This is a genomic window from Marisediminitalea aggregata (assembly GCF_900129565.1).
GTDB classification, from domain to species: domain Bacteria; phylum Pseudomonadota; class Gammaproteobacteria; order Enterobacterales; family Alteromonadaceae; genus Alteromonas; species Alteromonas aggregata.
On the sequence record NZ_FQWD01000001.1, the window covers coordinates 860,251 to 885,817 of the forward strand.

At 47.5% G+C, this 25,567-nt stretch carries 28 protein-coding genes; 5 read left to right on the forward strand and 23 right to left on the reverse strand.

All coding sequences use genetic code 11. The annotated features are described in order from the left end of the window. The first annotated feature begins 60 nt into the window (after nt 1–60). The 3 genes from BUB81_RS03685 (at nt 61) to BUB81_RS03695 (ending at nt 4,072) form a co-directional block, all read left to right on the forward strand. Nucleotides 61–1,398 carry a GH1 family beta-glucosidase gene (locus BUB81_RS03685; protein WP_073318324.1) on the forward strand — a complete coding sequence of 446 codons (1,338 nt, stop codon included), beginning with the start codon at nt 61–63 and terminating at the stop codon, nt 1,396–1,398. A gap of 12 nt (nt 1,399–1,410) precedes the next feature. After that, nucleotides 1,411–2,970: an MFS transporter gene (locus tag BUB81_RS03690; protein WP_073318327.1), complete on the forward strand. Its 1,560-nt coding sequence runs from the start codon at nt 1,411–1,413 to the stop codon at nt 2,968–2,970. A 100-nt stretch (nt 2,971–3,070) separates the two neighbouring features. Then, nucleotides 3,071–4,072, forward strand: a complete 1,002-nt coding sequence (locus BUB81_RS03695) for a LacI family DNA-binding transcriptional regulator (RefSeq protein ID WP_073318330.1) — start codon at nt 3,071–3,073, stop codon at nt 4,070–4,072. Between the two features lie 43 nt (nt 4,073–4,115). On the opposite strand, the gene BUB81_RS03700 is transcribed toward BUB81_RS03695, so the two are convergent. From BUB81_RS03700 to BUB81_RS03710, 3 genes are all read right to left on the reverse strand, one after another. Then, the gene (locus tag BUB81_RS03700; protein ID WP_245819106.1) at nt 4,116–4,526 is read right to left on the reverse strand and encodes a type 2 periplasmic-binding domain-containing protein; all 411 of its coding nucleotides are present in this window, start codon (nt 4,524–4,526) and stop codon (nt 4,116–4,118) included. A 9-nt stretch (nt 4,527–4,535) separates the two neighbouring features. Then, entirely contained in the window at nt 4,536–5,654 is a 1,119-nt protein-coding gene (locus tag BUB81_RS03705; protein ID WP_073318333.1) for a hypothetical protein, read from the reverse strand. Nucleotides 5,655–5,751: 97 nt separating this feature from the next. Next, a complete protein-coding gene (locus tag BUB81_RS03710; protein ID WP_073318337.1) occupies nt 5,752–7,371 on the reverse strand; it encodes a methyl-accepting chemotaxis protein in 1,620 nt (539 codons plus the stop codon). A gap of 246 nt (nt 7,372–7,617) precedes the next feature. Here BUB81_RS03710 and BUB81_RS03715 point away from each other — a divergent pair, with 246 nt between their 5' ends. Next, nucleotides 7,618–8,094: a nuclear transport factor 2 family protein gene (locus BUB81_RS03715; protein WP_073318340.1), complete on the forward strand. Its 477-nt coding sequence runs from the start codon at nt 7,618–7,620 to the stop codon at nt 8,092–8,094. On the opposite strand, the gene BUB81_RS03720 is transcribed toward BUB81_RS03715, so the two are convergent. The 3 genes from BUB81_RS03720 to BUB81_RS03730 form a co-directional block, all read right to left on the reverse strand. Further along, entirely contained in the window at nt 8,091–8,720 is a 630-nt protein-coding gene (locus tag BUB81_RS03720) for a YiaD family glycine zipper/OmpA-like lipoprotein (protein ID WP_073318343.1), read from the reverse strand. The two genes, BUB81_RS03715 and BUB81_RS03720, sit on opposite strands and share 4 nt — an antisense overlap. Before the next feature lie 243 nt (nt 8,721–8,963). Next, complete coding sequence (locus tag BUB81_RS03725) at nt 8,964–10,142, reverse strand: cyclic di-GMP phosphodiesterase (RefSeq protein WP_073318346.1); 1,179 nt, start codon at nt 10,140–10,142, stop codon at nt 8,964–8,966. Nucleotides 10,143–10,271: 129 nt separating this feature from the next. Then, nucleotides 10,272–10,625 carry an MGMT family protein gene (locus BUB81_RS03730; protein ID WP_073318349.1) on the reverse strand — a complete coding sequence of 118 codons (354 nt, stop codon included), beginning with the start codon at nt 10,623–10,625 and terminating at the stop codon, nt 10,272–10,274. A 13-nt stretch (nt 10,626–10,638) separates the two neighbouring features. On the opposite strand from BUB81_RS03730, the gene BUB81_RS03735 reads away from it, so the two are divergent. Continuing rightward, entirely contained in the window at nt 10,639–11,217 is a 579-nt protein-coding gene (locus BUB81_RS03735) for a tRNA-uridine aminocarboxypropyltransferase (protein ID WP_073318352.1), read from the forward strand. Here BUB81_RS03735 and BUB81_RS03740 read toward each other — a convergent pair. The 17 genes from BUB81_RS03740 to mnmG form a co-directional block, all read right to left on the reverse strand. Then, entirely contained in the window at nt 11,214–11,819 is a 606-nt protein-coding gene (locus BUB81_RS03740; protein WP_073318355.1) for a glutathione S-transferase family protein, read from the reverse strand. The two genes, BUB81_RS03735 and BUB81_RS03740, sit on opposite strands and share 4 nt — an antisense overlap. Before the next feature lie 10 nt (nt 11,820–11,829). Further along, nucleotides 11,830–12,690, reverse strand: a complete 861-nt coding sequence (locus BUB81_RS03745) for a hypothetical protein (protein WP_139241490.1) — start codon at nt 12,688–12,690, stop codon at nt 11,830–11,832. A 213-nt stretch (nt 12,691–12,903) separates the two neighbouring features. Continuing rightward, complete coding sequence (locus tag BUB81_RS03750) at nt 12,904–13,257, reverse strand: VOC family protein (protein ID WP_073318361.1); 354 nt, start codon at nt 13,255–13,257, stop codon at nt 12,904–12,906. Then, nucleotides 13,254–13,679, reverse strand: coding sequence for a GFA family protein (locus BUB81_RS03755; RefSeq protein WP_073318364.1), 426 nt, complete (start codon nt 13,677–13,679; stop codon nt 13,254–13,256). The genes BUB81_RS03750 and BUB81_RS03755 overlap by 4 nt, the downstream gene beginning before the upstream one ends. Nucleotides 13,680–13,935: 256 nt before the next feature. Then, complete coding sequence (locus BUB81_RS03760; RefSeq protein ID WP_073318367.1) at nt 13,936–14,352, reverse strand: F0F1 ATP synthase subunit epsilon; 417 nt, start codon at nt 14,350–14,352, stop codon at nt 13,936–13,938. 60 nt (nt 14,353–14,412) lie between these two features. After that, nucleotides 14,413–15,798 carry a F0F1 ATP synthase subunit beta gene (atpD, locus tag BUB81_RS03765; protein ID WP_073318370.1) on the reverse strand — a complete coding sequence of 462 codons (1,386 nt, stop codon included), beginning with the start codon at nt 15,796–15,798 and terminating at the stop codon, nt 14,413–14,415. A gap of 33 nt (nt 15,799–15,831) precedes the next feature. Continuing rightward, nucleotides 15,832–16,692 (reverse strand): F0F1 ATP synthase subunit gamma, encoded by an 861-nt coding sequence (gene atpG / locus BUB81_RS03770; RefSeq protein ID WP_073318373.1) that lies wholly within the window; start codon nt 16,690–16,692, stop codon nt 15,832–15,834. A gap of 57 nt (nt 16,693–16,749) precedes the next feature. After that, the gene (atpA, locus tag BUB81_RS03775) at nt 16,750–18,291 is read right to left on the reverse strand and encodes a F0F1 ATP synthase subunit alpha (RefSeq protein WP_073318375.1); all 1,542 of its coding nucleotides are present in this window, start codon (nt 18,289–18,291) and stop codon (nt 16,750–16,752) included. A 13-nt stretch (nt 18,292–18,304) separates the two neighbouring features. Beyond that, on the reverse strand, nt 18,305–18,838 hold the full coding sequence (atpH, locus tag BUB81_RS03780) for a F0F1 ATP synthase subunit delta (protein ID WP_073318377.1): 534 nt from the start codon (nt 18,836–18,838) through the stop codon (nt 18,305–18,307). A 15-nt stretch (nt 18,839–18,853) separates the two neighbouring features. After that, nucleotides 18,854–19,324, reverse strand: coding sequence for a F0F1 ATP synthase subunit B (gene atpF, locus BUB81_RS03785; protein WP_073318380.1), 471 nt, complete (start codon nt 19,322–19,324; stop codon nt 18,854–18,856). A 41-nt stretch (nt 19,325–19,365) separates the two neighbouring features. Further along, nucleotides 19,366–19,614 carry a F0F1 ATP synthase subunit C gene (atpE, locus tag BUB81_RS03790; RefSeq protein WP_073318383.1) on the reverse strand — a complete coding sequence of 83 codons (249 nt, stop codon included), beginning with the start codon at nt 19,612–19,614 and terminating at the stop codon, nt 19,366–19,368. A gap of 56 nt (nt 19,615–19,670) precedes the next feature. Next, nucleotides 19,671–20,471: a F0F1 ATP synthase subunit A gene (gene atpB / locus BUB81_RS03795; protein WP_073318386.1), complete on the reverse strand. Its 801-nt coding sequence runs from the start codon at nt 20,469–20,471 to the stop codon at nt 19,671–19,673. Between the two features lie 112 nt (nt 20,472–20,583). Next, entirely contained in the window at nt 20,584–20,973 is a 390-nt protein-coding gene (locus BUB81_RS03800; protein ID WP_073318389.1) for an ATP synthase subunit I, read from the reverse strand. Between the two features lie 179 nt (nt 20,974–21,152). Further along, nucleotides 21,153–22,025 carry a ParB/RepB/Spo0J family partition protein gene (locus BUB81_RS03805; protein ID WP_073318392.1) on the reverse strand — a complete coding sequence of 291 codons (873 nt, stop codon included), beginning with the start codon at nt 22,023–22,025 and terminating at the stop codon, nt 21,153–21,155. Between the two features lie 29 nt (nt 22,026–22,054). Then, the gene (locus BUB81_RS03810; RefSeq protein ID WP_073318395.1) at nt 22,055–22,849 is read right to left on the reverse strand and encodes a ParA family protein; all 795 of its coding nucleotides are present in this window, start codon (nt 22,847–22,849) and stop codon (nt 22,055–22,057) included. Nucleotides 22,850–22,861: 12 nt separating this feature from the next. Continuing rightward, nucleotides 22,862–23,500 (reverse strand): 16S rRNA (guanine(527)-N(7))-methyltransferase RsmG, encoded by a 639-nt coding sequence (gene rsmG, locus BUB81_RS03815; protein WP_073318398.1) that lies wholly within the window; start codon nt 23,498–23,500, stop codon nt 22,862–22,864. Further along, the gene (gene mnmG / locus BUB81_RS03820) at nt 23,501–25,402 is read right to left on the reverse strand and encodes a tRNA uridine-5-carboxymethylaminomethyl(34) synthesis enzyme MnmG (RefSeq protein ID WP_073318401.1); all 1,902 of its coding nucleotides are present in this window, start codon (nt 25,400–25,402) and stop codon (nt 23,501–23,503) included. It lies immediately after the preceding gene. Between the last annotated feature and the right edge of the window lie 165 nt (nt 25,403–25,567).

Consider the following 25,567-nt stretch of genomic DNA (forward strand, 5'->3'; position numbering starts at 1 on the left):
CAACTAACCGTTCAGGTGAATAACGGATGTCCAACCTGGCTCTTAGGAACGCTCAACATCATGAAAACAATTAATCTTCCACTGGACAGCGCACTTCGCGACCGTTCTTTTTTATTTGGCACCGCAACGTCGTCGTTTCAGATCGAAGGTGCGGCAGACAGCCGACTGAAATCGATTTGGGATACCTTTTGCGAACAGGAAGGCAAAATAGCTGACAAAAGTGATGGTTTGATCGCCTGTGAGCATGTCGCTCGATTTAAAGAGGATGTCGACCTTCTACAGGAAATGGGAGTTGATGCCTATCGGTTTTCCATCTCGTGGCCAAGAGTGATGCAACAAAATGGCGAACTCAACCCACAGGGCGTGCAATTTTATATCGATTTATTGGACGAGCTGGCCAGCCGGGGGATTCAGGCTTTTGCTACGCTTTATCACTGGGACTTACCACAATACCTGGAAGACCTGGGCGGTTGGTTAAACCGCGATACCGCCTATGCATTTCAACAATATGTGGAAAAAATCACACAGGCATTAGGCACCCGGGTTCAGGCCTACGCTACATTTAATGAGCCTTTCTGCTCTGCCTATTTAGGGTATGAGATTGGTGTGCATGCACCGGGCAAAACGGGTCGAAAGCAGGGCAGGACCGCAGCACATCATATCCTGCTGGCTCATGGACTTGGCATGCAGGCACTTCGCGAACACGCTCCACATGCGAAAAACGGTATCGTGCTTAACTTCACGCCTTGCTATCCGGTGTCGGAAACCCCTGCAGATCAGCTTGCCACTATTTACGCCGACGAATACATTAATCAATGGTACATGCAGCCCGTCATGGAAGGCAGTTACCCACCTGTGTTAGAAAAACTCGCCCCTGAAGACAAGCCCGACATTCAGCCGGGTGACATGGAAATCATCTGCCAGCCACTGGATTTTCTGGGCGTCAACTTTTATACCCGACTGACCTATTCCGCAGCCGAAACAAAGGGCGAGCTATACACAGAGCATGCGCATCGGGAGCCCAAAACCGATATTGGCTGGGAAATTTATCCCCAGGCATTTTACGATCTACTGACGTCGCTGAATGCCCGCTATGATTTACCGCCCATCTACATAACAGAAAATGGTGCGGCAATGGCTGACAAGCTCGTCAATGGCGAAGTCGCCGACAACGACAGAATCGATTACTATGAAGCGCATTTGTGTGCATTGTCCGATGCCATAGATGCGGGTGTTAATGTCGCTGGTTATTTTGCCTGGAGCCTGATGGACAACTTTGAATGGGCAGAAGGCTACGTGAAGCGGTTTGGATTGGTTTATGTTGATTTTGAAACCCAGACCCGTCTGTTTAAGCACAGCGCACACGCTTATAAGTTGTTGTTAGCACAGCGTTCATAAAGGAGTAAGAGCATGTCTCAGTCACTTAGTGTAAAAGAAAAGATTGGTTATGGGCTGGGGGATGCTGCAGCAAATTTAGTATGGCGTGGCGCGCTGGCGTACCTTGCCGTATTTTACACCGACACCTTCGGCATAAGTGCGGCGGCAGCAGCCATGTTGTTCCTGGTGGTGCGGCTGTCTGACGGCGTAACCGATATCATTATGGGCATGATTGCGGACCGCACAAATACTGCAATGGGTAAGTTTCGGCCCTGGATATTAGCGTCTACCCCGTTTCTGGGATTATTCATGATCCTGTGTTTTACCACCCCGTCGTTTTCAGACACGGGTAAACTGGTATACGCATACATCACCTACATTGGCCTGACCCTGGCGTACACCGCAAACAACGTACCTTATTCAGCCCTTATGGGGGTAATGACCGAAGATGACCACGAACGTACCAAGTTATCTGGTTTCCGGTTTGCTGGCGCGTTTCTTGGCGGATTACTGGTTATGGGCTTTCTGCCTATGCTGGTTGCCTTTTTCGGCGGCGACGGGGAAAACGACGCAATAGGTTACCAGTACACCATGTACGTATTTGCCGCACTCCTGGTTGCGCTTATGCTGATCACGGTATTTACGACCAAAGAGCGGATTACCCCGCACCAGCAAGCCAAGACCAGCCTCGGTAAAGAATTAGGGGATCTGTCAAAACAACTGCCGTTTATCTTAATACCCCTGTCTGCCATTACCGCATTCTTTTATTACCGGGACTTAATGACCGGGGCAGCGTTTGTCATTGTGATGCTTCTTAGCTGGTGGTTCGTCAAAAAGTTAGTGGCGCGCCCGGAATCTCAGAATTCGCGTTCTCAACAAGACATCATAGACTTGCTGACCAATAAACCCTGGTTGATATTGCTGGGCATGGGCTTTTTAACCATGATGTTTAACGGTATCCGATACGGGGTTATTGCTTATTACTTCAAGTACTTCCTGAACGACGCATCGCTCACCGGACAGTATTTTATTGTGCTGCTGGTGGTGTCTATCGCCGGGGCATTTGCTACCCCTTGGCTGGCTAAGCGTTTTGGCCGGAAACAATTATTCATTGCGTCGTTATTGATAAGTAGCATTATCACCACCGGAATCTACTGGGTACCCATGGGTGAACAAGGCGTATTACCGCTGTTTCTTTTGGGTGGGGCCGCGGAATTTTTTGCAGCCATTATGCCCACCCTGTTTTTCTCTATGTTAGGAGATTCTGCGGATTACAACGAATGGCGCACCGGGCGTCGGGCAACCGGATTAACCTATTCTGCGGGTTCCTTTGTACAGAAAACCGGTGGTGGATTCGCAGGCGCTTTAGTTTTATTGGTGCTCGGCGCCTACGGATATGACGGTATGGACGCCTCGACCATTAGCAATTCGCTGCCCGGGATGCAGTCATTGATGAGTTGGATCCCTGCCTGCTTTGGATTTGCCGGCGCCGGATTGATCCTATTTTATCCACTCACCGACAGCAGCCAAAAGGAACTGACAGAAACCCTGCAGCAACGACGAGCGGCTGATGAAAATGCGGCGACGGTATAAAAGTCGCCCTTTCGCCTAAAGATTAAACCTGAATGCGGGCGCTTTACAATCGCAGTGGAGACCGTAAACTGCCCAATAATACAAAGAACAGAGAGTCAGCGTGGCGACAATATACCAAGTAGCGGAACGTGCCGGTGTTTCGCTTTCCACTGTATCCCGGGTGTTAAACGGACGTAAGACCGTTAATGAAAACCTACGGGCAAAAGTAGAACAAGCCATGCAGGAGCTAAATTACCGTCCAAGCTCTGTCGCTCGTTCTCTGGCCACCAGCCGCACAGACAGTGTTGGAGTGCTGGTTTCAGAATTAAACTCTCCGTTCTTTGGCGACTTAATGCAGGCGGTTGAATCTACCCTGCGTGAGGCGGATAAGCACGTTATCATCACGGTTGGTCACAATAACCTGGAAACAGAAAAAGACGCCGTTGAGTTCTTGATCAGTCGAAACTGTGATGCCCTGATCATGCACGTTGAAGCCATGAGCGATGATTACCTGCGAGACATTAATGCCAACCGGGTACCGATTTCAGTAGTTAACCGACAAGTTGAAGGGCTGGAAAGTGCTTGTGTCTGCTTAGATAACGAACGCGGTGGCTACCTGGCAACCCAGCATCTTATTGAGCTTGGCCATACCAATATCGCCTGCATATCAGGTCCCTCAAAGGCACGCGATGCGCGCTTGCGTCTTGCCGGGCATCGGCGAGCACTGGCTGAAGCAGGCATTCCCTGGTCAGAACAACTATACTACGAAGGCCGGTATCAGGAAGAAGACGGCAAACAAGGTTTGCAAACCTTACTCTCCCGGAATAAACCGTTTACTGCCTTGGTATGTGCAAACGACTGGATGGCCTCAGGAGCTATGAGTTGTGCCAGGGACCTTGGAATGAATCTCCCCTATGATTTGTCGATTATCGGCTTCGACGATGCCGTTTTCGCCCACCATGTGTACCCGCGGTTAACCACGGTGAAGAACCCCATTTACCAAATGGGCGAAATGTCGGCACGCCATATACTCAACGCCGTCTATGGTCAGTCGTTAGCAGTCAAAACCCTGTTTGACCCCAAACTGATCATGCGTGAATCGACGATATTTCATAAGGCGTAACTTAACGTATATGACAGGGGCTTCCCCCTGTCATACGCCGGTATCAGAGGTTGAACAGTACCTTCACGGAACCGTCAACTGCTCCGGCATCTACGAAACCAATAGCATCTGAGGAAGATGCTACTTTTTTCAACACTTCAGCATCACTGCCAAGCTCTTTAGGTGGTCGTCCGCCGCCGGTAAAAGCAAGCTTTGCCCAATAGGCTTTGTACTGACTCGCATTACGGGAAAGCACTTTATCGATAAATTCGTCAGCGGTACCGCCACTTTGCATGTAAGGCGTAAGGGTTTTATCTTTACCCAGGTAAATTTGCGCAACCGTGGCCTGATCTAGGGAGTCTGCAAACCCAGGGTTAACTACAACAGCAACAGCCGCATTGGTTGAAAAACTCAACATGGCTGCACAGCACAGCACCAAGCCAGTAACCGTGTTTTTTATTGAATATTTAGCCATTATCAACTCCTAAAAGACTGTTACCAACGCCATCTCGGCAGCACCGGCATTACTGCCGTCCAACTGTTCTGATACGGTATACTCAAATTTAAACGCCGCAGAATCATGGAAATCCCAACGCAGACCGACAGAGTAGAATGGCAGTTCAAAATCGCGTTCGTCCAATACTGCAGTGGTTGTCTGGTATAAGAAATCAAGGCCCGGGTCGACACCGAGTGGCACTGAATTAATGGCTTTACGGTACGGCTCGTTGACATCTTCGCCCACAGTAGCATGAACCATGTAGCTGCCAAAACGTTTACCTACCGACACCATCCAGGGTTTATAGTCACCAACGATGCTTTCATCTACAGTAGACGGGATATATTCGGCCAGAAATAACCAGTCCTGGTTATCATAAATCACCCCAATCTCGAAAGCAGTTGAACTATCATTATTGATATCCAGCTCATTGCCTACAGCAGCATAAGGCGTTGCCTGCCACGCAGTTACTAAGTCACCAACGCCAATATCACCACTGATATCAAACTGTAAATAACTGGTTCTGAATGTCCACCAGCCGTAATTCACGCTGGCTACAGCACTAAAAATATCTTCTATTTCAAACGAACCAGTATCAGTAGAGAAATCCTCTTTTCCGTAGTACAACCGGAAGTTCACCATGGCATCACCGACAGTAAAATCGTGAATAGTAGAAATTCCGTCAATTGAATCAAATGGCGCCTTGTACACTTCAGCAGGCGGCGCTATCCAATGGTAGGCATAAGACACATCAAGGTAGTCTGAATACAGATACATTGGGATACGCTGTCGACCAGCCTGTATACGCCAGGAAGGCGAAATCTCGTAAGACAGGAAAGCCCAGGTGAATTCCGGCTCCCAATCGTCCCGCCCTCGTGAGCGAATTTGTGCAGTGGCGCTCAACCCATCACCCAAATCGGAATATGCCTGCAGCGCAAAGAACGAGTGTTCTTTAAAGTCGATACTGTCTTCATAGCCTCTGACGATAGCATCACTGTCAGTTGACGTTCCGCCAACAATGCTGGCAAAACCACTGAGGTTCACTTCTGCATTAGCGTGAATTGGCAATCCCCCCGCTAAAAGTGAGGCAATAAGCAATTTTTTCATAGTTTAATCCCGCGTAAATATAGGTAGATTTGATGTCTAAACGAACGCTTTTGTTATGCTCACCCGTTATCCCCGGGCTGTTGAATTTTTCGCTCGACTACACTTTGAACTGCCGCGCAATGCCTTCTAAATTTTTAGCCAGGTTGGCGAGTTCACTACTTGCAGACGCAAGTCGTACGGAGTTTTTGGATGTCTCATCGGTTCTTGCATAAATCTCATCAACGAACCCAACAATTTGTTCTGCTACGGCTTGCTGATTATCGGTTGTACTGGCAATTTGACCGTTCATTGCGCTGATTCGGCCAATGGTGTCGGCAATGACGTTAAGGCTCTCGCCTGCTTTATTGGCTTCATTCACACTGCTTTCCGCTTGTTCAGTGCCTGAGCTCATTACCTGTACAGCCGATCTTGCTGCACTTTGTAATTGCTCAATGGTCGTTTGGATTTCTTCGGTCGATTTTTGAGTTTTAGAAGCCAGCGTCCGGACTTCATCTGCAACCACTGCAAACCCTCGGCCTTGCTCACCTGCGCGAGCGGCTTCAATCGCGGCATTCAATGCCAGTAAGTTGGTTTGCTCAGCAATGCCTTTAATAACATCCAGCACTACACCAACCTGATTAGAGTCATTCTCCAGTTTGCGAATAACCTGGGCGCTGTCATCAACATTTTTAGCCAACGACTGAATACTACGTACTGTGCTATTTACCACTGACTGACCTTCATTTGACGCATTCGTTGCTTCGTCGGCAGCCCGTGCGGCTTCTGCAGCACTTTCAGCAACTGCAACCACGGAATGATTCATGTCATCTACCGCATTTTTAGCTTGCGTTGCAGCGCCTTGTTGATCGGCAATATTTCGATTCGTTGTCTCGGTTAACTGACTCAGGTTTTGAGCCAAATCCGATAGTGGCAGGGTGGTTTGTACGATGTCTTTAACAACCTTCTGCAGTTTCTCCATGAATAGATTGAAGTAGCGTACCAGGTCGCCCACTTCATCCTGAGCGTTTGATTCGATTCTGATTGTTAGATCACCATCTTCCTGCGCAATATCCCGTAATGACTTAACAACTCGGGTCAGATTGCCACGGATTTCGCTGGTTATCGGATAGGCTGTACCAAACAGGATTAATGTCGTCACAACCCCCATAATAATACCCAGCCAGAATAGGAAATCCTGAGCGCTGTTGTATTCAGAAAACGCTTGTTCAAACGCACTTTGCCGCGCTGCAATAAACTGATTAACAAGACTGATGGCGTTGTCGTAATTGGCATTCATCTCTTCCAACTTGTCACCCAGTGTAGCGAAGTCGGCAGTTTCATTGAGTATCGATGCAGTCACCTCTATCGCCTGCTCGCTGTACGCGCTGAAAGTTGACTGCAGTGTTGTTACCCCTGACGACAAGCTTGGGTCAATGCGACGTATAGCCTGTAAATCATCCAGCACGGCATCAACCTTTTCTCTTGCCACATCAATGGCATCCACATCGCCTGTAGTAACCGATGAAGCCAACGTATCCCGGACTTTTTCCATGTTAGTTAACACGGAGGTACTTAGTTGAAGCGCTGGGTAATCGACATTTTTAGCCACCTGTAACTGACTGGCATTCTGAGACGAGACGATACTGTTGATAACCACAAAAGTAATGAAACTTACCGCGCCAATAATGGGGATAAGAAAAATTTTCTGAGCAACAGATAGCTTCAGTAGAAAGTTCATTGAGAACAGAACTCCTTAATAGACAAGCAATTTAAATGTACGTAGCAACAACCACCTGATCTAAAAAATTAGTTTATATATGTATTTTTGCAAGTATTCGGACCGCAGAATTGAGCGACTATTGATGTGCCGCAAGGGTCTATGAGTTTAAAAAGGACAGGAATACTTGGCATTGACACGCTAACTGCTACTTTGTGAGTGTGGTAGGGTATTATTTAAGATTCTTAGTGAATTCAAAAATTACTTATGCGAATTATCATATATTTATGTGCTTTATGTATTACGAATACTGTATGGGCTGGAGCACGCAGTGTTGAACAAACACTTGATGCACTCCATGCTTCAGCTGCAACCGCGAATGCTGAGGTCTACTTCGATTTGTATACCAAGAATGCGAAATTTATTGGTACCGATGCGGGAGAGAACTGGTCTATTGATGAGTTTAAACAGTACGCTATGCCGTATTTTTCCAAGGGTAAAGGCTGGACATATACACCTGTTTCCCGTGAAGTTTTTTATTCTAATGACCACAAGGTGGCCTGGTTTATGGAAATTTTGTCTAACGCGTCTTATGGCACAACCCGGGGCACAGGTGTGTTAGAAAACGTTGACGGAGAATGGAAAATCGCGCAGTACCACTTAACTATTCCCATCCCAAACGCGATGGCTAAATCGGTGGCAGCGCAAATTGAATCAATGGCCGCCACCGATAAAGAACATTAGTTTGTGATTGGCTGAATCGACAGTTCCACACGGCGGTTTGCCTGTCGATTTGCCTCACTGGTATTTGCTACCTTAGGTTGAAACTCCCCCATACCAACAGTGGTCACCCGTTGGGCGTTGACGTTATAAGCAACAAGCAGGTTTTTTACTGCATTGGCACGACGTTCAGATAACGCCTGGTTATAGGTTTCAGACCCCGTATCGTCAGTGTGGCCCTTTATCATCAGTACAGTTTTCTCGTAGTTGTTCAGTACGGTAGCGACATCATTGAGCACCGGATTAAAATTAGGGCTAATGGCAGCACTGTTTGTTGCAAACGTAATATCGCCAGGCATGATCAAATGCAAAGTATCACCTTCCCGAACGATATCCACACCCGTGTCAGCCAACTCAGCGCGTAATTCCTCTTCCTGCTTGTCCATGTAGTTCCCGATCGCACCACCAGCAATAGCACCTACCACTGCGCCCCAGGCGTAACGGCTTTTGTCGTTGTCACCCGTTGCTTTACCGAGTAATGCGCCCGCAACTGCGCCAATTGCAGCACCTTTTTGTGTATTGTTGCTGTTTGCACAACCCCCTGCGAACAGAGCAGTAGCCACTACCCCTGCAATCATCACCTTTTTCATTTAAACCTCGATTCTTTTGATTCGTACTCATTCCTACAGCAAGCTGTGTTCCAACTGCTTTGGTTACGGGTAATTTAGTGTTGAGTAGCTGAATAAAAGCTGACTAGACAGGCGTTTGAAGCGAATATCGTTAATTCACCAGACAGTGTTTTAAAGGAGAGTAGTGTCGCTACGCGGAAAGTTTTACACTCACTCTGTAATTTATTTGCGACACTACATTTGTACTAACAGGCAGAGACGACGTTAAGGCAGCACCGATTCATTAAAAAAGCGATTAATATCGATACCATAGTCAGATGCTACGACCGCTTTTTCAATTTTTACTCTGTCGTCTGTGGCCAGGTTCACCTCTTTTGGTGTCAGATAATGATTCCCAACCGTAGAATAGAAAACGCGAACCAGGGGTTTCAGTGGCTGCTTTTCATTTTGCTTCATAACCAACGCCACTTTGCTGTTTGATAATTCAACCAAACTGCCCACGGGATAGATCCCCATGCAGCGTATAAATTGTTGAAGCAGAGCAGGGTCCAGTTTGTTTTTACTGTCTTTGAGTAATATCTGTAATGCCTTCTGGCTCGACATACCGGCTTTGTAACAACGATCTGCAGTAAGCGCATCGTACATATCAACGATGGCCAACATACGGCCTTGCTGGGTAATATCTTCCGCTTTTAGCTGTGCGGGATAGCCCAATCCGTCTAACCGCTCATGATGCTCACTGACCCATTTAATCAAAGAAGGCGCTATTTTCATTTGATGAAGAAACTCCACGCCATAATTCACGTGTTTTTTCATTTCTTCCATTTCTTCGGTAGTTAAACGACCCGGTTTATGTAGGATTGCATCGTCGATTTTAATTTTTCCGAGATCGTGCAACAGACCGCTATACGCCAACTGTTCAACTTCCTGTTCTTCCAGCCCTAAGAAACGGCCGAAATTGGCCAGCAGAATACCCACATTTAGTGAATGCTCTAGCAGGTAAGAATCCTTTTCGCGGATTTTTGTCATTAACAAGAGAGCATCAGGATTGCGGTCCAGCGACCCAACCAGCGCGGTCGAAAACTCTCTGGGCACATAATCGTCAAAAACAGTTCCACTCTGAATTGCCTTGTAGAGGTTCTTCTGAATTTTTATGCCCTGTTGATATAACTTCTCTGCGCGTACCAACTCTCTTTCTACAGGGACTGCGGTTTCCAGGTGCTGATTTGCAGGCAACGGCTGACCGCCGGCAGTTGGATTGGACTCAACATCGGTTTCAATAACGACACGCGTAATGCCTTTGCGTTTTAACTCTTTGATTGCAGCTTCACTGGTGACGCGACCACGGCTTTTAATATGGACTGTACCTGCGCGTTGCTCTGCAATCTCAAGGACGTACATCCCTACTTCTAGTTGTTCAATTCCAATCGTTATCACTGACATGTGTTCTACTTCTTGTTGTCTGGCTTTGTGTATTATTGGACCCGTTTCACAGATCTTCTTTTTCTGTTTCGAACAGTAGCGTTGATTGATTCCTTTCCTGAGTCTGCGTGCCTTCAGCACAGCCTCATATTAAAAGTCTAGCTGGTAAAGTAACGTTGGTAAATCTGGTTGCCACTGGTAACGTTTCATATCGACGCGATGATTAACCACCAGCACCCCTTCTTCCTGCAATCTGGCAATTTGCTCATTGGCGTGCTCGCTGGCAACCGGAAAAGCAATTTGTCCATTACTGCGCAGTACTCTGAACCAGGGCACGATTTCATGCGGTGGCACTGCTTTTAAACTGCGCCCAACCATGCGAGCCCGTCCTGGTAAGCCTGCTAAATCGGCTACTTGCCCATATGCGGCAACTCGTCCAGCTGGAATCAGCCGGATGGTATGCCATATACGTTCTGTTGGGGTAAAATCTACATTTCGATCCATAACCTGGTGTAGTATGCGCGCAAAGTGCCACCGTTGTCACTATCCTTTAAAAACCTGCCTGTGTGAACATATTAAACCTGTTCACAATCAGACAGAGGTCGTCGTACTGCAGCATTCCAAAGAAGCCGTTCACGCCAAAAATACAGTTAAACTCCTGCAGCTGTCTTTGCAAAATATTCACTGTTACACCGGCAAAGTAGCAGAAGATTTTAAATCACTCAGAGAAGCGTTAAGTGAATGTGATGACGCAACAGTCGTACTCTATCCTTCTCCGGAATCAACCGAGTTAACGAGTACTTACAAACTGCAAAATTGCAGTAAAATAAAAAGATTAATAGTTATTGATGGAAGCTGGAAGCAGGCTTACGGACTTTGGAAACGCAATCCATGGTTAGATAAATACCCGTTTTATCGCCTACCGGACAATATAGATGGCCAGTATGGAATCCGAAAAACCCAGGTATCGAACGGCTTGTCGACTCTTGAGGCGGTCGCCTTCACCTTACAATGTATTGAGAGTACCGACACGGCGCCATTGTATCAGCTACTAGATGCGTTCAAGCAGCAGTGGTATCGGTTTTCTGGCAACTAACGACGCTGTGCTATTGGCATGTAGCCACGCTGCTCTTCAATTAAAGCCAACCAGCGACGAATGCCAGGATATGCAGAAAGGTCAAAGCCACCTTCGTGGGCGACATGCGTGTAAGCATATAAGGAAATGTCTGCAAGAGAGATGTGGTCCCCCACCAAATATGGGGTTTCGTTGAGTTGGGTTTCCATAACCGCAAGCGCTTTATGCCCGGCTTCCTGCTTAGCGTCGAATTCGGCTTTTCTGTCGTCGGGAAGCCCAAGAAACACATTGATGTATCTGGCAACCGCAATCGCGGGCTCATGACTGTACTGTTCAAAGAATTGCCACTGCAACATTTTGGCGTAGTCAAACGCCTTGGATGGGATCAGCGTCGATCCTGCGGCGAGATAATTAATAATGGCATTCGACTCACTCAGACATCGTCCATCACTGAGTTCAAGCAATGGAATTTTGGCTACCGGGTTCTTAGCAATAAACGCATCCGTATGTGTTTCTCCTTTCAGGATATCCACATCAACCCACTCGCAATGCTTTCCGAGCAATGCCAGTACCAGTTGGATCTTGTAACAGTTGCCTGAACGGCTGTCTCCATAGACTTTCATGAGTACTCCTTTACTTTACAAACCAGGCCATTAACAACCAGCTGGTCGGTACACCGGCCGACACAATAAATATCTTAATATTCTGCACAATATCTCTTGGCCAGCAACTGAATTGACGCATATCTTCCAGCTGTTGATTCAATCGATAAAGTTGTGCTGCAGTGCGCTCATTGTTGAGCCCGCTGCGCCTTTTTACCAAAATGGCCTCTATAGCAGTTTCTATTGAGGCAATATTTTTTGCCCGATAGGTCCGCATTAACCATAGCGTTTTAAGCACAGGCAAAAACAGTAACGCCAGCATAAACACTACCATTACCATTAAAATCAGCAGATCGATCACTGGAATAGGTTTACCCAGCCAAAAAATGGGTACCAGCATTAACATCATGAGTGCCAGACTCACGTTACTGAGCCCGAGATCGCACAGCGCCTTACAATGACTAAAGTTTGTTTCTCGAGTGATGCTGGGCAACACCAAATGCCGGTACATGTACCGTGTAAATGACGCCGACTGCATTATGAATAAAAACAAAAAAAACCAGAATGGGACGGCGATTGCATTCAGCAATATAATGGCGGGCTTTAAATCCAGTGCCAGCAAACCTTCCGTTGTCAGGTATATCATGGTGATCGATATCGCCAGCGCACTGGCAATCACCACCTGAGTAATTAGCTTTTTCTCCAGCTTTTTAATGTGTTGTGGATACTCATCAACGCGTCTAACGCTGACCAGAAAGTCAGCTATACGTCGACCTGCACGTCGGTGCATAATGCGTATTGCCAGCCATAAATAGCCGATTATCAGCGGCATACCCAGCGCAGCATTAAAATCCCTTTGTGAACGCTCATCCACTACGTATGCTAAATCCAATGATCCAGCCAGGTAGTTGAGGCTTAGGCAAACTATTACAAATAGTAAAGGCGGCAACCAAACATGTATTAATACATTTTTATTATTCATTACGTTGGTTGTGTGTATAAAGCAACGCTAATTATACACGTCAAACATTCATTGGCACAAACCAGACATCGACTGGTTTGTTAACGAATGTGAATTGCCTGAGTGCGCCCATAAGCACACTTGCTATTTATCTGACCACACAGCGAATTCATTGCCACTGGGTTCAGTAAAGTGAAACCGCCGACCGCCGGGAAATGCAAAGATAGGCTTGATGATGATGCCTCCCGCAGTCGTTACCGCGTTTAGCGTCTCTTCAAGGGCAGGAGTGTAGAACACTAATAACGTTGCGCCTGTAGCCGTGAGAGAAGCCATGTCGGCTTTATACAGGCCGCCTGTTATTCCCTTGTCACGAAATTCACAATACTCCTCACCGTAATCGGTGTAAGTCCAGTTAAAAACAGAAGCAAAGAACGCTTTGGTGGCGGGGATATCCCTGCACGGCAATTCGACATAATTAATAAGCGTATCTGTACTCATGATTGGTTATCTCCGGCAAATTGGGCCATCACTTCCTCACCTGTCATACACACTGTTTTTTGTTCAAAGCTGTAATATTCGGGTTTACTGTCTATAAAAATTTGGTGTGACATCGTCATAGCCTGATGCGTTGGGAACAAGCCTACCGGGAGATAATAGGTTTCACTGCCTTTCATTCGGTAGAACAGGTGAGTACCGCAGTTTCCACAAAAACCGCGTTCTGCCCACTCGGACGAATCATAGGCTTTCACGCTGTCACCGGATAAAGTGACATTGTCGCTCTCTAAGGCGAAGTAGGGGCTACCGGCCCATTGTCTGCACATGCCGCAGTGACAAACGCCTATTTCCAGTGACTTTATGATGGCGTTAATTTTAACGGCACCACATAAACACGATGCCGAAAGTGGGGTTGGGGTGTCCATATACGTTCCTTGCTTAAAGTTATCAACACCAAAGTGTCTATAGGTAAGGTGATGTTTCCCGCCAAACTAAACATCACTTGATATGCGGGCAGTTGCGCCTTTTACCTAACTCCATTCACTTCGTTTTAAGCTCAATGCCAGAGCTTATTGCATGTATATTTATACAGTTCAGGTTGAAATGCACGCTTTTTTTCTATTTATTGCAGGCATAAAAAAACCCAGGCGAACCTGGGTTTTTAATATCGTTTGAATCTAATTACTTGCGCAGTTTTTGAATTAATCGCAACTGGGCAATAGCTTCTGCCAGCTCGTGAGCGGCTTCTGCATAATTAAAGTCAGCACCTGGATTGGCGATGTGCTCTTCTGCACGTCGTTTAGCTTCTTCAGCAGCCTGTGCATCCAAATCTTCTGCTCTTACCGCAGTATCGGCCAGAACAGTTACATTGCCAGGTTGTACTTCGAGTACGCCACCAGCAACATAAATAACTTCTTCTTCACCGTGCTGTTTAACCAAACGCACCATACCAGGTTTAATTGGAGTGATGAGCGGCGCGTGGCCAGGGTAAATACCCAGTTCACCTTCGCTACCTGTCACCTGGATGGTTTCAACGCGACCAGAGAAAATTTGCTCTTCTGCGCTTACTACATCTAAGTGAACTGTCATTGCTGCCATGTAAACCTCCTAATAGGTACGCTAGCTTAAGTCAGGGGCTGTTAACACAGCCCCGGGCCATTAAGCTTTCTTGGCTTTTTCCAGCGCTTCGTCGATTGAACCAACCATGTAGAAGGCTTGCTCTGGCAGATGATCATATTCACCTTCCAGGATGCCTTTAAAGCCACTGATGGTATCTTTCAGAGAAACGTATTTACCTGGAGAACCAGTGAATACTTCTGCTACGAAGAACGGCTGAGACAGGAAGCGCTGAATCTTACGCGCACGAGTTACAACCAGCTTATCTTCGTCAGACAGTTCGTCCATACCCAGAATCGCAATGATATCTTTCAGCTCTTTATAGCGCTGTAGTACGGTTTGAACGCCACGAGCAGTTTCGTAGTGTTCCTGACCGATTACCAGAGGGTCCAACTGACGTGAAGTTGAATCCAGTGGGTCTACCGCAGGGTAAATACCCAGAGACGCGATATCACGTGACAGTACTACCGTTGCATCCAAGTGAGCAAAGGTGGTTGCCGGAGACGGGTCAGTCAAGTCATCGGCTGGTACGTATACCGCCTGGATTGACGTGATTGAACCAGTCTTAGTAGACGCGATACGCTCCTGAAGCACACCCATTTCTTCAGCCAGTGTAGGCTGATAACCTACCGCTGAAGGCATACGGCCTAACAGTGCTGATACCTCAGTACCGGCCAGTGTGTAACGGTAGATGTTATCTACGAAGAACAGTACGTCACGACCTTCGTCACGGAATTTCTCTGCCATCGTCAGACCAGTCAGAGCAACACGAAGACGGTTACCTGGTGGTTCATTCATCTGACCGTAAACCAGCGATACTTTATCTAGTACGTTTGATTCGTTCATTTCATGATAGAAGTCGTTACCCTCACGAGTACGCTCACCAACACCTGCGAATACTGAGTAGCCGCTGTGCTCGATAGCGATGTTACGGATAAGCTCCATCATGTTTACGGTTTTACCAACACCGGCACCACCGAACAGACCAACTTTACCACCCTTAGCGAATGGGCAAACCAGGTCGATTACCTTGATACCCGTTTCAAGCAGTTCAACCGAGCTTGATTGATCTTCATAGCTAGGCGCTTCACGGTGAATAGACATACGCTCTTCTTCACCGATTGGGCCCGCTTCATCAATTGGGTTACCCAGTACATCCATGATGCGGCCCAGGGTAGCTGTACCTACTGGAACCATGATGGGGTTGCCAGAGTTTTCAACTGTAAGACCACGACGCAGACCGTCAGTAGAACCCAAAGCGATACCACGAACGACACCGCCACCTAATTGCTGTTGCACTTCCAGGGTTAGCCCGGACAAGTCACCTTCGGTAACTTTAAGTGCGTCATATACCCTTGGAACCGCGTCTTGTGGAAACTCGATGTCCACAACGGCGCCAATGACTTGGACGACCTTACCTTGACTCATAATTTGTCCTCATTATCTTTTCTAAACCTTTGCCTACACCGCTGCTGCACCACCAACAATCTCACTAATTTCTTGTGTGATTGCGGCCTGACGGGCTTTGTTGTATACCAATTGAAGATCATCAATCAGATTGCCTGCGTTATCGGTTGCGGCTTTCATAGCAACCATTCGAGCAGCTTGCTCGGACGCGGCGTTTTCTACAACACCCTGGTACACCTGGGATTCAATGTAACGAACCATTAATGCTTCCAAAATGGGTTTTGGATCCGGCTCGTAGATGTAATCCCAACGATGCTTCAACTCTTCGTCTTCAGACTTTGGCAAAGGCAATAATTGATTGCTTACAGGCTGTTGTGACATCGTGTTAACGAAGTCGTTGAAAACCAGAAATACTTTATCCAGTTTTCCTTCATCAAAGGCTTTCAGCATGACGCGTACTACGCCAACAATGTCGCTGATTTTAGGCGCGTCACCTAAACCTGATTCTGCGGCAAGCAAAGTACCGCCAAATCGGTTAAAGAACGCACATGCTTTTGAACCTAGCGCTGCAAAGTCCACTTCGACACCTTGGTCTTTCCAAGCTTTTACTTCCTTGGTAACCAATTTAAACTCGTTGGTGTTCAAACCACCACACAAGCCACGGTCGGTGGATATCACAATGTAACCGACACGCTTGACTTCACGCTCTTCCAAATATGGATGGCGGTACTCAAGGTTACCGTTAGCAATGTGACCAATCACTTTAAGCATATTTTGTGCATATGGACGACCGGAGGCCATGCGCTCCTGCGCCTTTTTCATTTTGGACGCAGCAACCATTTCCATCGCACTGGTAATCTTTTGAGTATTCTTGATACTCCCAATCTTACCTTTTATCTCTTTACCGCTGGCCATGACTATCTCTCCGATTACTCAACGTGAATGTGCTGACCTTTCAGTCAGCACCATTGATTACCAAGTTTGTGTCGCTTTAAACTTTGTTAAAGCGTCATTCAACTGTGACTCAATGTCAGCGTTGTAGTTACCTGTTTCGTTGATAGTCTTCATCAGATCAGCGTATTCGCTGTTCATGAATGAATGTAAGGCCGCTTCGAAATCCAGGATCTTGTTCAGTTCCACGTCTTTCAGGAAGCCTTTTTCTACCGCGAACAGGGAAACACCAGTCTCACCCACTGACAGTGGCGTGTACTGCTTCTGTTTCATTAGTTCGGTAACGCGCTCACCGTGCTCAAGCTGTGCACGAGTAGCTTCGTCAAGGTCAGATGCGAACTGCGAGAATGCCGCCAATTCACGATACTGAGCCAGGGCAAGACGGATACCGCCACCCAGCTTCTTAACGATTTTCGTTTGTGCCGCACCACCAACACGAGATACCGAGATACCAGCGTTAACCGCCGGACGGATACCTGCGTTGAACAAGTCAGTTTCTAGGAAGATCTGACCATCTGTAATCGAGATTACGTTAGTAGGTACGAATGCAGAAACGTCACCCGCTTGCGTTTCGATAATCGGCAGTGCAGTTAATGAACCAGTCTGGCCCTTAACTTCGCCGTTAGTGAAACGCTCAACATACTGCTCGTTTACACGTGCAGCACGCTCTAGCAGACGTGAGTGCAAGTAGAATACGTCACCTGGGTAAGCTTCACGGCCAGGAGGACGTTTCAGTAGCAGTGAGATTTGACGGTAAGCAACAGCTTGCTTAGACAAATCATCATATACGATAAGGGCGTCTTCACCGCGGTCACGGAAGTATTCACCCATTGTACAACCAGAGTATGGCGCCAGGTATTGCAGGGCAGCAGACTCAGAAGCAGAAGCGGCAACAACAATGGTGTGAGCCAGTGCGCCGTGCTCTTCCAGCTTGCGTACTACGTTTGCGATAGTAGAGGCTTTTTGACCAACCGCTACGTATACACATTTAACGCCAGTACCTTTCTGGTTGATGATGGCATCGATTGCCATCGCAGTTTTACCAGTCTGACGGTCACCGATGATCAGCTCACGCTGGCCACGGCCGATTGGAATCATCGCGTCAACAGACTTATAACCAGTTTGCACTGGCTGGTCTACTGATTGACGTTCGATAACGCCTGGTGCGATTTTCTCTACCGGCTCATAAGTGTCGGTTTCAATAGCACCTTTACCATCAATTGGCTCACCCAGGGTGTTTACAACACGACCCAACAGTGAACGACCTACCGGTACTTCAAGAATACGGCCGGTAGACTGGACTTTTTGTCCTTCTTGCAGGTCCGCGTAAGGACCCATAACAACTGCACCAACTGAGTCTCGCTCAAGGTTTAGTGCAATCGCGTAACGACCACCAGGAAGCTCAATCATTTCACCCTGCATGACATCGGCCAGGCCGTGAATGCGGATGATACCGTCGGTTACTGCGACGATAGTACCTTCATTGCGTGCTTCACTGGTTACATCAAACTGTTCAATTCTTTTCTTGATCAGTTCTGCAATTTCAGTGGAATTAAGTTGCATGCTCTTATCCCCGTTATGCTTGCAACGCGTCTGCGAGACGGTTCAATTTAGATTTCACGGAACCATCGATGACTGTGTCACCGGCTTTAATTACCATACCGGCAACAAGGGCAGGGTCCACGTTACAAATAAGCTTCACTTTACGTGCCAAACGTTTTTCTAACGATGCACTCAGATTAGTGGTTTGTGTGTCGGTCAGTTCAGACGCCGACGTCACAACTACTTCGATTTCTTTGTCGTACTCTGCTTTCAGCAGGTCAAACAGCGCAGAAATCTCTGGCAAGGCAGTTAAACGTTTATTCTCTGCCAGAACTTTAATCAGGTTCTGACCATGTGTGTCGAGCGACTCGCCACAGACATTAATGTACAGGTCTGCCAGCTTGTCAGCGGCCATTGAACCACCAGACAGTTCGCTGACTGTCTCGTTGCTCGCTACCGCTGCGGCGAAGCCCAGCATTTCCTGCCATTGTGCAATGGCGTTATGCTCAACAGCAAAATCAAAAGCCGCTTTAGCATAAGGACGAGCTACGGTTGTCAATTCAGACATGGCTCATCTCCTATCTCAAAGCTCGGCGACAAGTTTTTCAACAATGTCGCTTTGCGCGCTGGCGTCGATTTCACGTTGAAGGATCTGCTGTGCACCAGCAACAGCCAGAGCTGCTACCTGCTTACGCAGTTCCTCTTTGGCACGATTGCGTTCAGCTTCGATTTCGGCATAACCTTGCGTGATAATTTTTTCGCGCTCAGCATGACCACGTTGCGTTTCCTCATCAACAAGTTGATTGGCGCGCTTTTTGGCCTGCTCGACAATTTCCGCTGCTTGTGCTTTCGCATCTTTCAATTGCTCAGTGGCTTTCGCCTGAGCAAGTTCTAAATCTTTCTCGGCACGCTCAGAAGCTTCAAGCCCATCGGCTATTTTCTTCTGACGCTCTTCAATTGCTGCCATGATCGGTGGCCAGACTTTCGCCATACAGAACCACACGAAAACGATGAACGCAATTAATTCGCCGATCAGAGTAAGGTTGATATTCACAACCGCTCCCCCTCTATTCGTTGATAAAAGTTATTCGGTGCTTAAACAGCAAACTTTGCGCTTTCAACGAACAATAGGAACAAGGCAATAGCAACACCGATCATCGCGATCGCATCGATCAGACCCGCTACGATGAACATCTTAACTTGCAGTGTTGGTGCTAGTTCTGGTTGACGAGCAGCAGACTCAAGGAATTTACCACCCAGCAGACCGAAACCGATCGCAGGACCTAATGCACACAGGCCGATCAGGATGCCAACTGCAATGTACAGATTACCTAAAATTTCCATAGTTTTTTCACCTTTAAGTTTGGAAGTTAAATATTAAAAAGTTAGTCAATCAAAAATTAATGTTCTTCGCTGGCCAAGCTCAGATACACGATGGTCAACATCATGAAAATGAACGCCTGCAAAGGAATAACCAGTAAGTGGAATGCCGCCCAGATAAAGTGCAGAGGTAGCTGCCACAGACCCATCGTGCCTGCAATCAGGATGAAGATAAGTTCACCTGCGTACAAGTTACCGAATAGACGAAGTGATAACGACAGTGGCTTAGCCAGCAGCGATACCAATTCCAAAACAAAGTTGAACCAGTACAACCAAGGTGTGTTGAATGGGTGGGCATACAGTTCTTTTAAGAAGCCACCTACACCTTTGATTTTGATACTGTAGAAAATCATCAGAATGAACACGCCCAGCGACAGTGCGAAGGTCATGTTAACGTCAGTGGTAGGTACCACTTTCATGTAGACGTGATGTGGATCATAGCCCATTGCTGCGCCAATTTGCTGCGCTGCCCAAGGCAGGAAGTCAACCGGAACTAAGTCCATCAGGTTCATCAGCAATACCCATACAAAGATGGTAAGTGCTAATGGTGCGATGAGTGGGCTCTTACCGTGGTAAGTCCCTTTTACTGTGTCATCCACAAACTCAACGATGATCTCAACCGCAGCCTGGAACTTACCAGGTACACCAGCTGTCATAGACTTAGCTGCTTTACGGAAAAGATAAAGGAAGAGTATCCCTAACCCCACAGACCAGGCCAGCGTGTCGACGTGAACGGCCATAAAGCCTTCGCCAACAGTAGCATTGGTCAAGTGGTGTTGAATGTAACCGCTAACGGTTTGTTCGCCACCAGATGCTGCCATTTTTTTTCCCAAATTATCTAAAGTTAAAAAATGCTGTGCTCTGCCCGACGAAAAAACGTCTGTTCAGTTGGTCAGGCAATCATCGCGTTGTAATTAATTATTTGTTGTTTGCTTACGCGCGATGTAAATAAATCATTCCGGGCCATTGCGCGACTAATGTCACAATGTAGCCGATAAACAAGGGTAACACCTGCACATTTGTGTGCTTAAATACCCAAGCAAATATCAAAAAGGTGAACAACAACTTAAGTGCTATTCCTTTGCGAAAACTCCGCACGACCAAGTCGTTCTTGGATGCACCGGCGAATCTGAATGCAAAAAAGGCAAAAATGCCAGCCGGTACAATATTCGCTACAACGCCTACCAGCGCATCGAGGCCGCTGTCCAGGCTCATCAGGATGGCAACAATGCCAGAGGCAACCACACCAGCGCAACTCTGCAAGAGTAGTACTTTGAGTGCCAAATGTTGACCTTTAGTACCGATACGTTTAGCTGCTTGCAAAACCCGCTCGCCATCACTGAATAAAAAGCGTCAGAAGTATACTGTTTTGGCGATTAAATTCAACTGTAAAAGGCATTCTGAAGGTTATTCTGAAAATTTACCAGCCCAATATCAGAAATATAACAGGGGGGACCTAAGACTATTGTCTTAAAAGCGCATCTGGTAAGGCCTGTATCAACCTACTTGATGCGCGATAAAATGCCGTCCAGCTGGTCGAGATCATTGAAATTGATGGTGAGTTTGCCTTTTCCTTTGGCATTGTGATCAATTGACACCTGCGCACCCATTTTTTCAGAAAGTTCCACTATTAAACTTTGTACGTCAGGGTCGATTTTCTTTTCGGGCTTGGGCGGCGTGGGTTCAAGTAACTTGCGCACCAGTTTTTCAGTGTCGCGGACGGTTAACCCTTTCCCTGAAACGACCTGTGCAGCATCAGACTGTGCTTCGCCATCGAGGGCCAGCAGGGCGCGCGCATGTCCCATTTCGATATCGCCATGCTCAACCAGCAATTTAACGTCATCGTTTAGGTTGTTCAGGCGTAGCAGGTTCGTAATGGTGGTACGTGATTTCCCTACCGCTTCAGCGACCTCAGAGTGCGTAAGCTCAAATTCGTTCATTAACCGTTCCAGCGCCTGAGCTTCTTCCATGGCGTTGAGATCTTCACGCTGGATATTCTCAATTAACGCTATAGCCACAGCCGCTTCATCAGCGACATCTTTAATCAAACACGGTACTACATCCAATTGCGCAAGTTGCGCAGCACGCCAGCGACGCTCACCGGCAATGATTTCGTATTTGTTTTCGCCTACGGTGCGAACCACAATGGGTTGAATAACCCCTTGTGAACGGATAGATGACGCCAGCTCTTCGAGCGCTTCCGGCGACATATCTTTACGCGGCTGGTACTTGCCAGGCTGCAAAAATTCAATGGGGAGTTTACGCAGTTCGCTTTTTTGCGCGTTGCCGGCTTCTTCGTCCTGGCGGGATGTTGACTGACTGGTTGCAAGTAATGCGTCCAGACCGCGTCCGAGTCCTCTTCTTTTTGCTGACATAATTTCCTCAATGCCTGAGTATGTGTTTACTAACTGGCCTTAGCAGGCATATCACTGTGTTTATCGCGTCGTCTTAGAATTTCACCGGCCAGGGCCAGGTAGGCTTTTGCGCCTGTAGACGACTTGTCATAGTACATCGCCGGGGCACCAAATGAAGGCGCTTCCGCCAAGCGAACATTACGAGGGATCACGGTGCGGTATACCTGTTCACCAAAGTGGCGTTTTAATTGCTCAGAAACGTCATTGGCTAATCGATTGCGTGGATCATACATGGTTCTGAGCACGCCTTCTATCTTCAGTTCCGGATTTACCACAGACGCCAGCTTTTGAATGGTGTCCATTAACGCCGTTAATCCTTCAAGTGCGTAGTATTCGCACTGCATGGGAACCAGAATCGAATCGGCTGCAGCCAGCGCGTTCACCGTAAGCAGGTTAAGCGACGGTGGGCAATCGATAAAAATAAAATCGTAGTAGTCGCGCACTGAAGCCAGCGCATTGCGCAAACGAACTTCGCGAGCAAACTGCTCCATGAGCTTGATTTCAGCTGCGGTCACATCTCCGTTGGCAGCAATCAGATCATATTTGCCTGATGTTTGCTTGATAATGACTTCGTCAACCGGCTTATCTTCAATCAAGAGCTCATAACTGGTGGCATCCACATCGTATTTGTCTACGCCACTTCCCATCGTAGCGTTGCCCTGAGGATCCAGGTCAATCAACAATACCTTGCGCTTGGTCGCCGCCATTGACGCGGAAACGTTGACCGCTGTGGTGGTTTTACCAACACCACCTTTCTGATTTGCAATCGCAATGACTTTAGCCACGGTTAATCCCAGTTATGATTTTTGCACGGTTAGCAGGTGACGCTCACCCTCCAGACCAGGAACGGTAAGCTTTACAGAGTGTGTAACAGCAAAATTATCGCCCAGCTCTGCAATTTCTTCTGCCGGATACTGGCCTTTGAGAGCCAGAAACTTACCCTCTGAATCTACCAGATGCTGACACCAGTGCAACATATCTTTTAACGACGCAAAGGCACGGCTCAACACTGCATCATAGTACTGCTCGGGCTGATGCGCTTCAACCCGGCTTTGAATTGGCGTAATGTTATCCAGCTTCATCTCGAACGCACATTGCTTCATGAAACGCACGCGCTTGCCGAGGCTATCGAGTAACGTGAAGTGCTTTTCCGGATACACAATCGACAACGGAATACCGGGTAAACCGGGTCCGGTACCCACGTCGATCAGGTTTTCACCGTCAATGTGCGGCGCTACAGCGAGGGAATCCAGGATATGCTTCACCATCATCTGCTCGGGATCGCGCACAGAGGTCAGATTGAACGCCTTATTCCACTTGTGTATACGCGCAACGTAATCAATTAATTTTTGCTGTTGTTCGCTGGTAAGCGTGAGATCCATTGTCGACAAACCGTCAGACAGGATCTGATGTAAAACCTGATGATCAATACTCATTTATGCGGACTGCTTTTCGTGTTTGCGTAACAAACCGTGCTTCTTCAAGTACACCAGCAATAATGAAATGGCTGCTGGTGTAATGCCGGAAATACGCGCCGCTTTGCCAATCGTTTCCGGTCGAGCGTCAGTAAGCTTAGCCACCACTTCATTGGATAAACCTGAAATCTTGCTGTAGTCAAAGTCAGCGGGCAACAAGGTATTTTCGTGTCGCTGGGTCTTGGCAATTTCATCCTGCTGGCGTGCGATATACCCTGCGTATTTGATTTGAATCTCAACCTGTTCTGCCGCAATCGGGTCTTCCAGACCTGGTCCAATGCCTTCAATGTCCATCAGTGCGGCATACGTCATTTCAGGACGACGAATCAATTCTTCCAGCGAATGTTCACGGCTTACCGGGTTTTTCAACAAGGTATTTAGCGCGGGCACTGCTTTGTGATCCGGGTGCACCCATTGACCGCGCAAACGCTGTTGCTCTTGCTCAACGGCTTCGACCTTGGCATTGAATGACGCCCAACGTGCGTCATCCACCAGCCCGGCTTCACGGCCAAGGGCGGTTAAGCGCATGTCAGCATTGTCTTCACGCAGCAACAAACGATATTCAGCACGACTGGTGAACATACGGTAGGGTTCTTTAGTCCCCATGGTAGCCAGATCGTCAATCAATACACCCATGTAGGCCTGATCGCGGCGCAGGATCATGGGATCTTTGTCTTGTACCTGTAGCGCAGCGTTAGCACCGGCGATAAGCCCTTGCGCACCGGCTTCTTCATAACCGGTGGTACCGTTGATTTGTCCGGCAAAGAACAACCCGTCAATGTACTTGGTTTCCAGCGTTTGCTTGAGGTCTCGCGGATCGAAGAAGTCGTATTCAATGGCATAGCCAGGTCGAATGATATGCGCGTTCTCAAAGCCGCGAATAGAGCGGACCAATGCCATTTGCACGTCGAACGGTAAACTGGTTGAAATACCATTTGGGTATACCTCAACGCTGTTAAGTCCTTCCGGTTCGACAAAGATCTGATGCGATGACTTGTCGGCAAAGCGATTAATTTTGTCTTCAATACTCGGACAATAACGCGGTCCAATGCCTTCAATAACACCGGTATACATGGGCGAGCGGTCCAGACCACCGCGAATGATCTCGTGGGTTTGTTCATTGGTGTGCGTTATGTAACACGGGATCTGACGTGGATGCATGTCACGGTTACCCATGAATGAGAACACCGGTGCAGGATCGTCACCTGGCTGCGGCTGCATCACACTGAAGTCCAGTGTACGAATATCTAGTCGTGCAGGCGTACCGGTTTTCAGTCGGTCCACACGGAACGGCAGAGCGCGTAAACGGTCAGCCAGGGCAATGGATGGCGGATCACCTGCGCGACCGCCTTTGTAGTTTTCCAGACCAATGTGGATCGTACCACCCAAAAACGTACCCACCGTTAATACCACGGTTTTAGCACGGAATTTTAGCCCCATTTGGGTTACCACACCGCATACGCGATCGTTTTCTACGATCAGATCGTCACAACTTTGTTGGAACAACGTCAGATTCGGTTGGTTTTCAACGATGGTTCTGATTGCCTGACGATACAGGGTACGGTCAGCCTGGGCACGGGTTGCGCGAACGGCTGGGCCTTTGCTTGAATTCAGTGTACGAAATTGGATCCCACCCTGATCGATCGCCAGTGCCATAGCGCCACCTAATGCATCGATCTCTTTAACCAAATGACCTTTACCGATCCCACCAATGGCAGGATTACATGACATTTGGCCAATCGTTTCTATGTTGTGTGTAAGCAGCAAGGTATTAACGCCCATGCGTGCAGCTGCCAATGCGGCTTCTGTACCTGCATGACCACCACCAACAACGATGACGTCATAATCTTGTTGATAAAACATTGTAACCTCACTAATTACGTAACATAGCGTGGGAAAAAAGGGCGCGTATTTTAGCTGAGTTATTGCATAAAGAAAACGGTTAAATTTTCTTCATTTTTTCTGTGTGATGCAAGAACACGATCGGCTATCTATTAGAAAGGATCTGTATAGATCTTTTATTTTTAT